The sequence below is a fragment of the Fuscovulum sp. genome, from assembly GCA_035192965.1.
Lineage (GTDB): Bacteria > Pseudomonadota > Alphaproteobacteria > Rhodobacterales > Rhodobacteraceae > Paragemmobacter.
On record CP136571.1, the window covers coordinates 702,740 to 715,391 of the forward strand.

Below are 12,652 nucleotides of genomic sequence, written 5' to 3' on the forward strand. Positions count from 1 at the left end.
GGTGACGTGACGGTGAGCATCGCGGTGACGAAAGGCGGGCAGCGCTGATGGGCGCCTATATCCTGAGGCGACTTCTGCTGATCATCCCGACGCTGATCGGGATCATGGTCATCAACTTTTCCCTGACGCAATTCGTGCCGGGGGGGCCGATTGAACAGGTCGCCGCCCGGCTGGAAGGCGATGGCGACGCGCTGGAAAGCGTGTCGGGCGGCGGTGATGCCGGGGTCGATCAGGGGCGCGACGATGGCTATATCGGCGCGCGGGGCCTGCCGCCCGAGTTTCTGGCGGCGCTGGAGGTGCAGTTCGGCTTTGCCCGCATCGTGTGCGATGACGGGTTCACGGGCGAGCCATCGGTGACCGCCCCGGAATGCCGCAAGGAAGTGATCCCCACCACCGAACGGTTCTTCATCATGATGTGGAACTATATGCGGTTCGACTTTGGCGAGAGCTATTTCCGGTCTATCGAGGTGGTCGATCTGGTGCTGGAAAAGATGCCGGTTTCCATCACGCTGGGCCTGTGGTCCACGCTTATCGCCTATCTGATTTCCATTCCGCTGGGCATCCGCAAGGCGGTGCGCGATGGCACGCCCTTTGACACATGGACCAGCGGCGCGATCATCGTGGGCTATGCCATTCCCGGTTTCCTGTTCGCCATCCTGCTGTTGGTGCTGTTTGCGGGGGGATCGTATTACAAGATCTTTCCCTTGCGCGGGCTGACGAGTGACAATTTCGAACAGTTGAGCCTGTTCGGGAAGGCGCTGGATTATCTGTGGCACATCACCCTGCCGGTGATCGCGTCAACGATTTCCAGCTTTGCCACACTGACGCTGCTGACGAAGAACAGCTTTCTGGACGAGATCAAGAAGCAATACGTGATGACCGCCCGCGCCAAGGGGTTGAAGGAAAGCCGCGTTCTGTACGGCCATGTGTTCCGCAATGCGATGCTGATCGTGATCGCGGGCTTTCCGGCGCTGTTCGTGTCTGTCTTCTTTGGTGGCAGCCTGATCATCGAGACGATCTTTTCGCTGGATGGTCTGGGGCAGCTTGGGTTCCGCGCGGCGGTGGAACGGGATTATCCGGTGATCTTCGGCACGCTGTTCTTTTTCGGGCTGATCGGGTTGGTGATGGGGATCATTTCAGACCTGATGTATGTCTGGATCGACCCGCGCATCGACTTTGGCACGCGGAGGACATGATGGCCGCCATGTTCTTGAAGCTGTCCCCGCTGAACCAGCGTCGCTGGCGCAACTTTACGGCCAACCGCCGGGCGTTCTGGTCGCTTTGGATTTTCCTTGTGCTCTATGGCATCACGCTATGCGCCGAGGTGATCGCCAATGACCGCCCGCTGTTGGTAAGTTACCGGGGCGAGTTGCATACGCCGTTCTTGAAGTTCTATCCCGAAACCGCCTTTGGCGGGGATTTCCGGACCGAGGCGAAATATACCGATATCGAGGTGAAATGCCTGATCCAGTCGGGCGGAAGTCTGGATTGTTGGGATGATCCGGAAGGCGTGATCGCGCAGGTGGAAGATGGCAGCCGCGCGGCAGCGGACCCGGAGTTCGTACAGGGCTGGATCGTCTGGCCGCCGATCCCCTATAGCTATAACACGATCAACGATCTGGAAGGGTCGGCCCCTTCGGCCCCGGATGCCAACCACTGGCTGGGCACCGATGACACGGCGCGGGATGTGCTGGCGCGGGTGATCTATGGCTTCCGGCTTTCGGTGAGTTTCGCGCTGATCGTGACGCTGATCACATCGGTGGTGGGTATCACAGCCGGGGCGGTGCAAGGCTATTTCGGTGGGCTGACCGACCTGATCTTTCAGCGCGTGATCGAGATTTGGGGCGCAACGCCAAGTCTGTACATCATCATTATTGTGGCCGCGATCTTTACCATGGATTTCTGGCTGTTGGTCGGGCTGATGGTGCTGTTCGGCTGGACGGCGCTGGTGGGCGTGGTGCGGGCAGAGTTCCTGCGGGCGCGGAATTTCGAATATGTCCGCGCGGCGCGTGCCTTGGGCGTGCCGGATGCGGTGATCATGTTCCGTCACGTGCTGCCCAATGCGATGGTGGCCACGCTGACCATGCTGCCCTTCATCATCACTGGCACTATCGGCAGCCTTGCCACGCTGGATTTCCTTGGCTTTGGCCTGCCCGAAAGCGCGCCGTCCTTGGGCGAGCTGACGCAACAGGCAAAGCAGAATTTGCAGGCGCCCTGGCTTGGCTTCACCGCGTTTTTCACCTTTGCCATCATGCTGAGCCTGCTTGTGTTCATCTTTGAAGGTGTGCGCGATGCCTTTGACCCGAGGAAAACCTTCCGATGACCACGGTGCTGGAGGTTGAGGGGCTGACTGTGCGCTTCCGTCAGGACGGGCGCGTGATCGAGGCGGTGAAGGGTGTCAGTTTCACCGTCGGCAAAGGTGAGACGGTGGCATTGGTGGGGGAGAGCGGATCGGGGAAATCCGTGACCGCGCTGTCCACCGTATCGCTGCTGCCTGACAGCGCGGCGGTGGAGGGGTCCATCCGATACCTGGGCCGCGAGATGGTGGGGGCGAGTGAGCCGGACCTGCGCCGCGTGCGGGGCAATGACATCAGTTTCATCTTTCAGGAACCGATGACGAGCCTGAACCCGCTGCACACGATCGAACGGCAGTTGGGCGAGAGCCTTGCCTTGCATCAGGGCCTGTCGGGCGATGCGGCGCGGGCGCGGATCGTGGAACTGCTACACAAGGTGGGCATTGCCGATGGCGAAAGCCGGCTGGGGGCCTATCCGCATCAGCTGTCAGGTGGGCAGCGGCAGCGGGTGATGATTGCGATGGCGCTGGCCAACGGGCCGGAACTGCTGATCGCGGATGAACCGACCACGGCGCTGGACGTGACGATTCAGGCGCAGATATTGGACCTGCTGGCCGAACTGAAGGCGCGGGAAGGGCTGAGCCTTTTGTTCATCACCCATGATCTTGGGATCGTGCGGCGGATCGCGGACCGGGTTTGCGTGATGCAGGGCGGCGAGATTGTGGAACAGGGCCCGGCGGCCGAGATTTTCGCCAACCCCCAGCATCCCTATACCCGCAAGCTGCTGGCGGCAGAGCCGAAGGGGATGCCTGAGCCGATTGCCACAGACGCGCCCGAAGTGGTGCGGACGGAAAACCTGCGGGTGTGGTTCCCGATTCAGCGCGGTTTGCTGCGCAAGACGGTGGGTTATGTGAAGGCAGTCAATGACGCGTCGCTTTCGGTGCGGGCGGGCGAGACCTTGGGGATCGTGGGCGAAAGCGGTTCGGGCAAGACGACGCTGGCGCTGGCGATCCTGCGGCTGACGCAATCGGAGGGGCCTGTCGTGTTCATGGGCCGCGACCTGCGGCAGGCGGGCGGGCGTGAGTTGCGCGCGGTGCGGCGCGACATGCAGGTGGTGTTTCAAGACCCGTTCGGCAGCCTGTCGCCGCGCATGACGGCAGAGCAGATCATTGCCGAGGGGCTGGGCGTGCATGGGGTGGATCCCGGGCGCGACCGGCGCGAGATGGTGGCCGAGATCATGGCTGAGGTGGGCCTAGACCCGGCCTGGATGGGGCGCTACCCGCATGAGTTTTCGGGCGGGCAGCGGCAGCGCATCGCGATTGCGCGGGCAATGATCCTGCGGCCAAAGCTGGTGGTGCTGGATGAGCCGACATCGGCGCTGGACATGACAGTGCAGGTGCAGATCGTGGATCTGCTGCGGGCATTGCAGCGGAAATGGGGTTTGGCCTATATCTTCATCAGCCACGATCTGCGTGTGGTGAAGGCGCTTTCGCACAGGGTAATGGTGATGAAGTCTGGTGATGTGGTTGAGGCGGGCGACAGCGCGGCGGTTTTCGGATCGCCGCAGAATGCGTACACGATTGCCCTGATGGCTGCGGCCTTCGGGGGGGCGGCGGCGTGAAGGTTCTGCTGGTTCACCAGAATTTCCCCGGCCAGTTTCTGCACCTTGCCCCCGAATTAGCGCGGCGCGGGCATGAGGTGATGGCGCTGACCGATGCGGTCAACAAGCGCGAAACGCGGACCCAGACCCTGCGCTACAAGCACGAGGCCCCGAAGGTGGATGCCGCCATGTCGCGTTTGGGGCGGAATTACACCACGCAAAGCGACCGGGGGGTGACGGTGGCGCGCTGCTGCCTGCGGCTGCGGCGCGAGACAGGTTATGTGCCGGATGTGATTGTCGGGCATTCCGGATGGGGCGAAACGCTGTTCCTGAAGGAGGTCTGGCCCGAGGCGAAGCTGATCGTCTATGCCGAGTTCTATTATCGCGGGCGGGGCGCGGATGTGGGCTTCGACCCCGAGGCAGGCGATGCCGGGTTCGATCAGGTGCTGATCGCGCAGGGGCGGACGGCGCATCTGGGGCAATCCCTGCTGCATGCTGATGCGGGGATTTCGCCCACCGAATGGCAGGCATCCACCTATCCGCCCGCGCTGCGGCGGATGATCGAGGTGATCTTTGACGGGGTGGATACCGAGGCGGTTCGGCCCGATGCGGCGGCGCAGGTCACTCTGCCGAATGGGCGGGTGCTGCACGCGGGCGAGGAAGTGCTGACCTTCGTGAACCGCAATCTGGAGCCCTATCGCGGCTATCACACCTTCATGCGGGCGCTGCCCGACGTGATGGCGGCGCGGCCTGAGGCACAGGTGGTGATCGTGGGCGGGGATGAGGTGAGCTATGGCCCGCCCCCCAAGGACGGGCGGCGCTGGAAGGATATCTATCTGGATGAGGTGCGCGACAGGCTGGACCTGAGCCGCGTGCATTTCATCGGCAAGGTGCCCTATGCGACCTTTACCAGCCTGCTGCAGGTCAGCCGGGCGCATGCCTATCTGACCTATCCCTTCGTGCTGTCATGGTCGATGGTGGAGTCGATGGCGGCGGGGGCTTTGGTGATCGGGTCGGACACTGCCCCGGTGCGCGAGGTGATCCAGCATGGCGAGAACGGGCTGTTGGTGGATTTCTTTGACATTGCCGGATGGTCAAGAACGCTGACCGAGGCTTTGGCCGAACCTGCGCGGTTTCAGCCCCTGCGCGATGCGGCGCGGCGAACGGCGGTGGAACGGTATGACCTGCGCAGTGTCTGCCTGCCGCGCATGGTGGCCCATGTGGAAAGCTTTGCGCCGTAAGGCAGGCGATCAGATCGCGGCAGAGTGCTGTGCCTTGCTGTGATCATAGGCATCAAAGGCGCGGGCGATCATGCGGGTCAGGGGCCGCGCCTTGGGCGGGATGGACAGCCCATCGGAGGACAGATCCACCATGCCGGGGAAGGCGTCGCTGGCCGCGCGGAGCAGTTGATCGACCCGGTCGGCGGGGGTGGCGAAGCTGCGCAACAGCTCATCCCGGCTGACGTGGAAATCCGACATCAGCGCTTCGATGATCCGCGCGCGGAGCAAGTCTTCGCCCGCGAAGACATGGCCGTGATGAGTGGAGAAATGGCCAGCGCGGATGGCCTTGGTGTAATCAGAGGTGCCCGAGACGTTCTGCGCATAGCCCTGCGGAAAACGGCTGATGGATGAAGCGCCGAGGCCGATCAGGACGGGGGCGGTGTCATCGGTATAGCCCTGAAAGTTGCGGCGCAGTGTGCCGTTGCGGGCAGCAATAGCCATGCTGTCATCGGGGCGAGCGAAATGGTCGATCCCGATTTCCTGATAGCCATCCCAGGTGAACAGCTGCCGCGCGGTCTCGAACAGGCCGAGGCGTTCTTCCGGTGTGGGCATCGCGTCGGACGGGATCATCTGTTGGCGGCGGCTCATCCATGGGACATGGGCATAGCCGTAAAGCGCCACACGGTCGGGGGTCAGGGTGAGCAGTTTCTGGACCGAATCCGCGATCCGCGTGCGCGTCTGATGCGGCAGGCCATAAAGGATATCGGCGTTCAGGCTGCGCACGCCGCGCGCACGGATCATGTCGGCGACGCGGCGGGTCAGATCGTAGCTTTGTTCGCGGCCGATGGTTTTTTGAATCTCGGGGTCGAAATCCTGCACCCCGATGGAGGCGCGGTTCATGCCCGAGGCGGCGAGTGCGTCGAGGCGGTCTTCGTCAATTTCGTTCGGGTCAATCTCGACCGAGAATTCTGCGCCGTCGCCCATGGGGACAGTGGCAAAGATCGTGTCGGCCAGATCGCGCATCAGATCGGCCGGCAGAAGGGTGGGCGTGCCGCCGCCCCAATGCAGCCGCGACAGGGTGATGCCGGGGGCGAGGTGGCGTTTCAGCAGCGCGATTTCCGCCTTGAGCGTGGCAGCATAGGCGCGGACGGGGATATCGGAGGAGGTGCCCTGTGTGCGGCAGGCGCAGAACCAGCACAGGCGGCGGCAGAAGGGCACATGCAGGTAGAGCGAGATAGCCGAACCGGCCGGGATTGCCTGTATCCACTCAACAAACGCGCTTTCACCGACACCCGGCGCGAAGTGCGGCGCGGTGGGGTAACTGGTGTACCGCGGAACGCGCGCGTCAAAAAGACCAAGGCGGGTGAGTTGCGATTCATGTGTCATTCGCATAGCTTCTGATGTGAACGAAAGTTAAGCCTTGATTCAGATCAAATCGCAGCGCGGGGGGATCTGGGCCGGGACGGAAAGGCTGCATATGGCCCATCATGACCTGCAAATCGCGTCGCATGACTGTGGGGATTGTCCGATCCGGCATCGTGCGGTCTGTTCGCGCTGTGAAGCGGATGAGTTGGCGAAGCTGGAACAGATCAAGTATTACCGCAGCTATCAGGCCGGACAGACGGTGATCTGGTCGGGCGACCGGATGGATTTCGTGGCGTCGGTTGTGACCGGGATCGCCACTTTGACCCAGACGATGGAAGACGGGCGGCGGCAGATGGTTGGGTTGCTGTTGCCATCGGATTTCGTGGGGCGGCCGGGGCGGTCGACAGCGGCCTATGATGTGACGGCGACGACCGATCTGGTCATGTGCTGTTTCCGCAAGAAACCCTTTGAGGAGCTGATGCAATCCACGCCGCATGTGGCGCAGCGGTTGCTGGAGATGACTCTGGACGAGCTGGATGCGGCGCGGGAGTGGATGCTGCTGTTGGGGCGGAAGACGGCGCGGGAAAAGATCGCGTCGCTTCTGGCGATCATCGCGCGGCGGGATGCCAGCCTGAAGCCCAAAACCGCGAAAGGCGGCATCGTGTTCGATCTGCCGCTGACGCGGGAAGAGATGGCGGATTATCTGGGCCTGACGCTGGAGACAGTGAGCCGTCAGGTGAGCGCGTTGAAGCGGGATGGTGTGATCGAGCTGGAAGGCAAGCGCCACATCATCGTGCCGGATTTCGACCGGTTGATGGAAGAGACCGGCGATGATAGCGATGGCGGCTATCTGAACTGATCTAACCTTCTGAATTATATGGGTATTGTGGCAGGCATCGGCGTGTGCGCCTGTGCAGCTTTGTGTGCAGCACGCTGTGCAGCAAAGTGTGCATACAAATTTGCGCAGAGAGGGGCGGCGGTTCGTGGTTAACGGTGCGCAGGTGCGCAGGTTGGGGTTTGTGCGGGTGCGCGGACCCAGCGGGATTTCGGGATGGTTTCCGACATCTGTTTCGCTTGCACTAATCGCGCGTGCGCTGCTGTGTCAGGGGCGGGCATCCCCACCCCGGACGTGATCCGGGGCGGGTCTTTTGCCTTAGCGCGCCATCAGGACCGGGATTTCGGCCTGTTCAAGCATGTTGCGCGTGGCGCCGCCCAAGATCGCCTCGCGGAAGCGGGAATGGCCATAGGCGCCCATCACCAGCAGGTCGGCGTTGCTGTCGCGCACATGGCGGGCCAGCACATCCGACACGCGCGGCAGGGTGCGGGCGAGCACCGTCACCTCGGCCTTCACCCCGTGGCGCACGAGCATCTGGCACAGCATCCCGCCCGGATCAGAGCGTTCGACGCCCGTCTGCGGCGGGTCGATCACCGTGATGCTGACCAGATCGGCCTGTTTGAGGATGGGCAATGCCTTGCGCACGGCGGCCATCGCCTCGGCGCTTTGGTTCCAGGCGATTACGACGCGGCGGGGGGAGGCGGCGTGGCCTGCGCCGCTGTCGGGCAGAATCAGCACTGGCGCATGGCCTTCGAACAGGGCCGCTTCGACGACGGCTTCGGATTCGGTGCCCTGTCCCGGCCCATAGGGGCGCGGCAGGACGACCAGATCGGCAAAGCGCGCGCGCTGGGCCACCAGTTCGGTAAGGGCGCCAAGCTGCGTCATGGCCGCCTCAAGCGCGTAGCGCAGGGTGGGATCCTGTTCGGCCAGCGCCTTGCGGGCGGCCTTTTCGATTTCTTTCGCTTCCTGTTCCGCGCGGTCAAGCGTGGCTTGCAGGATGACGGCCCCCGATCCGACATAGGAATAGCCGATCTGCGTGACATCAACGCCAAGGGCGAGAATATCAAGATGGGCGTCATGGGCCGTGGCGAGGGTCGCCGCGCCTGTAATTGCAAGCTCGCAGCGGTCGGCGCGGGTCGCGACGGTCAGCAGGGTCTTGTAGGCCATGGGGTGCCTCCTTCCATTGGATGAGACAGCCATAACGCCGCGTGGCGGGGATTGCTTTGACAGAGGTCAATCCGGGGCGCACAGATTGTTGATATGGATCAAGGCATCATTTGGCCGGGCGCTGCAAAAGCGTTCCAGTCGCAAGAGGCCCCGCTGGATCAGATTTTCAAGATCATGGCCGGGACACGAGACGAAGGGACGCGAAATGTGGGATTACACGAAATTGGTCGTGCTGGGGGTCATTGCGGTTTTCGCCGCGATTGCCACCAATTATGCATGGGACCTGGCCTATCAGGTCAACGCGCTGGTGGTGATGCTGGCGGCAGGGCTTACGTTCATGTGGACGCTGCGCATGATGGGCGAGCCGAAGCGGGCGACGCCGAATGAATATCTGGATGGCGTGGTGCGCGCCGGGGTGATTGCCACGACCTTTTGGGGCGTGGTCGGGTTCCTGGTGGGGGTCTGGATCGCCTTTCAGCTGGCCTTTCCGGCGCTGAACTTTGAATGGGCGCAGGGGATATTGAACTTTGGCCGCCTGCGGCCGCTGCACACCAGCGCGGTGATCTTTGCCTTTGGTGGCAATGCGCTGATCATGTCGTCCTTCTACATCGTGCAGCGCACCAGCGCGGCGCGGCTGTGGGGCGGGAACCTCGCGTGGTTCGTGTTCTGGGGCTGGCAGTTGATGATCGTGCTGGCGGCGACAAGCTATGTTCTGGGCGGCACGCAATCCAAGGAATATGCAGAGACGGTCTGGTATATCGACTGGTGGATCGTGGTGGTCTGGCTGTCGTTCCTGGCCGTGTTCATGGGCACGCTGATCAACCGCAAAGAGCCGCACATCTATGTGGCGAACTGGTTCCTGCTGGCCTTTATCGTGACCATCGCGATGCTGCATGTGGGCAACAACCTGGCGATCCCGGTGTCGATCTTTTCTTCGCAATCCGTGCAGGTCACGGCGGGCGTGCAGGATGCGATGATCCAGTGGTGGTATGGGCATAACGCGGTGGGCTTCTTCCTGACCGCAGGTTTCCTTGGGATGATGTACTATTTCATTCCCAAGCAGGCCGAGCGGCCGGTGTTTTCCTACAAGCTGTCGATCATCCACTTCTGGGCGCTGATCTTCCTGTATATCTGGGCCGGTCCGCACCACCTGCATTACACCGCGCTGCCGGATTGGGCATCGACGCTGGGCATGACCTTTTCGATCATGCTGTGGATGCCAAGCTGGGGTGGCATGATCAACGGGCTGATGACGCTGTCGGGCGCCTGGGACAAGCTGCGGACCGATCCGATCATCCGGATGATGGTGGTATCGGTGGGCTTTTACGGCATGTCCACCTTTGAAGGCCCGATGATGAGCATCAAGGCCGTCAACTCACTTAGCCACTATACGGACTGGACCATCGGCCACGTGCATTCCGGTGCGCTGGGCTGGAACGGGATGATCACCTTTGGCGCGCTGTATTTCCTGACGCCGCGCCTGTGGAACCGGGAAGGGCTGTACAGCCTGAAGCTGGTAAGCTGGCACTTCTGGCTGGCGACGATCGGGATCGTTCTTTACGCGTCGTCGATGTGGGTGACCGGCATCATGGAAGGCCTGATGTGGCGTGAAGTGGATGCGAACGGGTTCCTTGTGAACGCTTTTGCCGACACGGTGGCCGCAAAGTTCCCAATGTATGTGGTACGGGGTCTGGGTGGGGCGATGTTCCTGACGGGCGCGCTGATCATGGCCTACAATCTGTGGATGACGGTGCGGGCGCAGCCTGCAAAGGCCCCCGTCAACGCCAACAACTTCGTTCCGGCAGAGTAAGGGGGGGCATGAGAGATGGCTTTTCTTGATAAGCATAAAGCGATTGAGACCCATGCGACCCTGCTGCTGGTGTTGTCGCTTCTGGTGGTGAGCATCGGTGGGATCGTGCAGATCGTGCCGCTGTTCTATCTGGAGAACACGATCGAGAAGGTGGAAGGGGTGCGCCCTTATTCACCGTTGGAGCTGGCCGGGCGCGACATCTATATCCGCGAGGGTTGCTATGTCTGCCACAGCCAGATGATCCGGCCGATGCGGGATGAGGTGGAGCGGTATGGCCACTACTCGCTGGCGGCAGAGTCGATGTACGACCATCCGTTCCAGTGGGGGTCAAAGCGGACCGGGCCCGATCTGGCCCGCGTTGGCGGCCGCTATTCCGACGCCTGGCATGTGGATCACCTGACCGATCCGCAATCGGTGGTGCCGGAATCGGTGATGCCTAAGTATGGCTATCTGCTGAACCGCGAAATCGACGGGCGCTATATCACGCAAATCATGAACACCCATCGTTTCGTGGGCGTGCCATATGACGAAGCGATGATGGAAAACGCGGTGGCGGATTTCACGGCGCAGGGCGACCCGAACAGCGATTATGCCGGGTTGCAGGAGCGTTATGCCAAGGCGAACGTGTCGAATTTCGACGGACAACCGCAACTGACCGAGATGGACGCGCTGATCGCCTATCTGCAGGTTCTGGGGACGATGGTCGACTTTTCGACCTTTACCCCGGATGCGAGCCGGTAAGGGGGCGAGATGGAAACCTACAGCTTTCTGAGGGAATTCGCGGACAGTTGGGCGCTGGTGGCGCTGACGCTGATCTTTATCGGGGTGGTGATCTGGGCCTTTCGTCCCGGCAGTCGCCCTGTGCATGACGAAGCCGCCATGCAGATCTTTCGAAACGAGACGAAACCGGCGGGCGAGGCCGGGCGCGATACGGATCGCGCCCCCGCCAGCAGCCAGAAGGAGGCGTGAGAGATGTGCGCCAAGCAAGTGACGAAGAAACCGTCTGAACCAGTCGGCACGACGGGGCATCAGTGGGACGGGATCGAAGAGCTGAACAACCCGATGCCGCGCTGGTGGGTGTGGACCTTCTATGCCTGTATCGTCTGGGCAGTGGGATACATGATCGCCTATCCGGCCTGGCCGCTGATCAACGGGGCAACGCCGGGGGTTCTGGGCGCTTCAACCCGGGCGGATGTGGTCAAGGAGATTGAGCGCTTTGATGCGGCCAATGCCGAGATCAAGGCGGCCTTGATCGCGGCGCCGCTGGCGTCGATCCCGACGGATACCGCGCTGATGGCCTATGCCGAACCGGCCGGGGCATCGGTGTTCCGCACCAATTGTTCGACCTGCCATGGGTCGGGTGCGGCGGGGGTGGAAGGCAAAGGATACCCGAACCTTCTGGATGATGATTGGCTGTGGGGCGGCACGATCGAGGATATCCACCTGACCATCACCCATGGCATCCGCAACACGACCGATCCGGATGCGCGCTATTCGCAGATGCCTGCCTTCGGGGTGGATGAATTGCTGGAACCCGCGCAGATTGATGCGGTGGTGGAACATGTGCTGGCCATTTCCGGGCAGGAGCATGATGCGACGCTCGCCACCGAAGGGGCCACGCTTTACGCCGAGAATTGCGTTGCCTGCCATATGGAGGTGGGCGAGGGCGATCCGACGCAGGGTGCGCCGCGCCTGAACGATGCGATCTGGCTTTATGGCGGCAGCCGCGAGAAGATCAAGGAAACGATCTTTTACGCGCGGTTCGGCGTGATGCCGAACTGGGCCGGGCGGCTGAGTGAGGATGAGATCCGGGCGGTGGCGGCCTATGTCCATTCGCGCGGCGGCGGTCAGTGATCTGATCGATCTTACAAAACCTGGGAAAGGCGGGGTCGGTTGACCCCGCCTTTTTCCTGTGCGGCGGTCAGGCCCCGGCGGCGGCCAGACCTGCATCTAGCAGCGCCTTGATTTCGTCACGCGACGTGCCTGCGACGCTGCGGCCGAGTTCGGTTTTCCCCTTGAGCAGAACGAGCGTCGACCGGCGCGGGATGTTCAGGCTTTTGGACAATTCGCCTTCGCCATGTTCATCCCAATCGACAGTGATGAAGCGGATGGCAGCGTCATAGGCGGGGTTCTCAGCGCGCAGTTCATCCATCACGCGGACTTGTGCGCGGCAGGTGGAACACCAGCTGGCCCAGAAATCGAGCAGGATCACGCGGCCATCGGCCATGTCCTTTTCGGCAAGGCCGGGGGTGTAGAACAGCTTGGCCATTTCGGCCTGCGCTGCCATGGGCAGGGCAAGCAGGGCAGCGCCAGAGGCAAGCAGGGTGCGGCGGGTGATCATGGAATGGGCCTTTCTTGTGG

Annotated in this window: 12 protein-coding genes; 9 read left to right on the forward strand and 3 right to left on the reverse strand. The window is 62.3% G+C overall.

Features of this window, described 5'->3' with window-relative positions; all coding sequences use genetic code 11:
* The first annotated feature begins 47 nt into the window (after positions 1 to 47).
* Genes RSE12_03480 through RSE12_03495 form a run of 4 tightly spaced genes read left to right on the forward strand, consistent with a single transcriptional unit; the run spans position 48 to position 5,135 of the window.
* Complete coding sequence (locus RSE12_03480) at positions 48 to 1,196, forward strand: microcin C ABC transporter permease YejB (protein ID WRH63409.1); 1,149 nt, start codon at positions 48 to 50, stop codon at positions 1,194 to 1,196.
* 14 nt (positions 1,197 to 1,210) lie between these two features.
* Positions 1,211 to 2,323, forward strand: coding sequence for an ABC transporter permease (locus tag RSE12_03485; GenBank protein WRH64728.1), 1,113 nt, complete (start codon positions 1,211 to 1,213; stop codon positions 2,321 to 2,323).
* Positions 2,320 to 3,915: an ABC transporter ATP-binding protein gene (locus RSE12_03490; GenBank protein ID WRH63410.1), complete on the forward strand. Its 1,596-nt coding sequence runs from the start codon at positions 2,320 to 2,322 to the stop codon at positions 3,913 to 3,915. Before RSE12_03485 ends, RSE12_03490 begins: the two co-directional genes overlap by 4 nt.
* The gene (locus tag RSE12_03495) at positions 3,912 to 5,135 is read left to right on the forward strand and encodes a glycosyltransferase family 4 protein (protein ID WRH63411.1); all 1,224 of its coding nucleotides are present in this window, start codon (positions 3,912 to 3,914) and stop codon (positions 5,133 to 5,135) included. The genes RSE12_03490 and RSE12_03495 overlap by 4 nt, the downstream gene beginning before the upstream one ends.
* Positions 5,136 to 5,144: 9 nt before the next feature.
* Here RSE12_03495 and hemN read toward each other — a convergent pair whose 3' ends face one another.
* Positions 5,145 to 6,500, reverse strand: a complete 1,356-nt coding sequence (gene hemN / locus RSE12_03500) for an oxygen-independent coproporphyrinogen III oxidase (protein ID WRH63412.1) — start codon at positions 6,498 to 6,500, stop codon at positions 5,145 to 5,147.
* A 91-nt stretch (positions 6,501 to 6,591) separates the two neighbouring features.
* On the opposite strand from hemN, the gene RSE12_03505 reads away from it, so the two are divergent.
* Positions 6,592 to 7,338 carry a Crp/Fnr family transcriptional regulator gene (locus RSE12_03505; GenBank protein ID WRH63413.1) on the forward strand — a complete coding sequence of 249 codons (747 nt, stop codon included), beginning with the start codon at positions 6,592 to 6,594 and terminating at the stop codon, positions 7,336 to 7,338.
* Positions 7,339 to 7,632: 294 nt separating this feature from the next.
* Here RSE12_03505 and RSE12_03510 read toward each other — a convergent pair whose 3' ends face one another.
* Positions 7,633 to 8,481: a universal stress protein gene (locus RSE12_03510; GenBank protein ID WRH63414.1), complete on the reverse strand. Its 849-nt coding sequence runs from the start codon at positions 8,479 to 8,481 to the stop codon at positions 7,633 to 7,635.
* Between the two features lie 205 nt (positions 8,482 to 8,686).
* Between RSE12_03510 and ccoN the strand changes: the two genes are divergently transcribed.
* The 4 genes from ccoN to ccoP are packed head-to-tail and all read left to right on the forward strand — an operon-like array spanning position 8,687 to position 12,145.
* A complete protein-coding gene (ccoN, locus tag RSE12_03515) occupies positions 8,687 to 10,291 on the forward strand; it encodes a cytochrome-c oxidase, cbb3-type subunit I (GenBank protein WRH63415.1) in 1,605 nt (534 codons plus the stop codon).
* A gap of 15 nt (positions 10,292 to 10,306) precedes the next feature.
* The gene (gene ccoO / locus RSE12_03520) at positions 10,307 to 11,032 is read left to right on the forward strand and encodes a cytochrome-c oxidase, cbb3-type subunit II (protein ID WRH63416.1); all 726 of its coding nucleotides are present in this window, start codon (positions 10,307 to 10,309) and stop codon (positions 11,030 to 11,032) included.
* A gap of 9 nt (positions 11,033 to 11,041) precedes the next feature.
* On the forward strand, positions 11,042 to 11,260 hold the full coding sequence (locus RSE12_03525) for a cbb3-type cytochrome c oxidase subunit 3 (protein ID WRH63417.1): 219 nt from the start codon (positions 11,042 to 11,044) through the stop codon (positions 11,258 to 11,260).
* A gap of 3 nt (positions 11,261 to 11,263) precedes the next feature.
* Positions 11,264 to 12,145: a cytochrome-c oxidase, cbb3-type subunit III gene (gene ccoP / locus RSE12_03530; GenBank protein ID WRH63418.1), complete on the forward strand. Its 882-nt coding sequence runs from the start codon at positions 11,264 to 11,266 to the stop codon at positions 12,143 to 12,145.
* Between the two features lie 67 nt (positions 12,146 to 12,212).
* Here the strand turns inward: ccoP and RSE12_03535 are convergent, their stop codons facing one another.
* On the reverse strand, positions 12,213 to 12,632 hold the full coding sequence (locus RSE12_03535; protein ID WRH63419.1) for a thioredoxin family protein: 420 nt from the start codon (positions 12,630 to 12,632) through the stop codon (positions 12,213 to 12,215).
* Between the last annotated feature and the right edge of the window lie 20 nt (positions 12,633 to 12,652).

What these genes read in the sequence shown, in the direction of transcription:
- RSE12_03480 (WRH63409.1), top strand. Translation starts at nt 48, where the DNA reads ATGGGCGCCTATATCCTGAGGCGACTTCTGCTGATCATCCCGACGCTG.
- RSE12_03490 (WRH63410.1), top strand. Translation starts at nt 2,320, where the DNA reads ATGACCACGGTGCTGGAGGTTGAGGGGCTGACTGTGCGCTTCCGTCAG.
- hemN (WRH63412.1), bottom strand. Translation starts at nt 6,500, where the DNA reads ATGACACATGAATCGCAACTCACCCGCCTTGGTCTTTTTGACGCGCGC.
- RSE12_03505 (WRH63413.1), top strand. Translation starts at nt 6,592, where the DNA reads ATGGCCCATCATGACCTGCAAATCGCGTCGCATGACTGTGGGGATTGT.
- RSE12_03510 (WRH63414.1), bottom strand. Translation starts at nt 8,481, where the DNA reads ATGGCCTACAAGACCCTGCTGACCGTCGCGACCCGCGCCGACCGCTGC.
- ccoN (WRH63415.1), top strand. Translation starts at nt 8,687, where the DNA reads ATGTGGGATTACACGAAATTGGTCGTGCTGGGGGTCATTGCGGTTTTC.
- ccoO (WRH63416.1), top strand. Translation starts at nt 10,307, where the DNA reads ATGGCTTTTCTTGATAAGCATAAAGCGATTGAGACCCATGCGACCCTG.
- RSE12_03525 (WRH63417.1), top strand. Translation starts at nt 11,042, where the DNA reads ATGGAAACCTACAGCTTTCTGAGGGAATTCGCGGACAGTTGGGCGCTG.
- ccoP (WRH63418.1), top strand. Translation starts at nt 11,264, where the DNA reads ATGTGCGCCAAGCAAGTGACGAAGAAACCGTCTGAACCAGTCGGCACG.
- RSE12_03535 (WRH63419.1), bottom strand. Translation starts at nt 12,632, where the DNA reads ATGATCACCCGCCGCACCCTGCTTGCCTCTGGCGCTGCCCTGCTTGCC.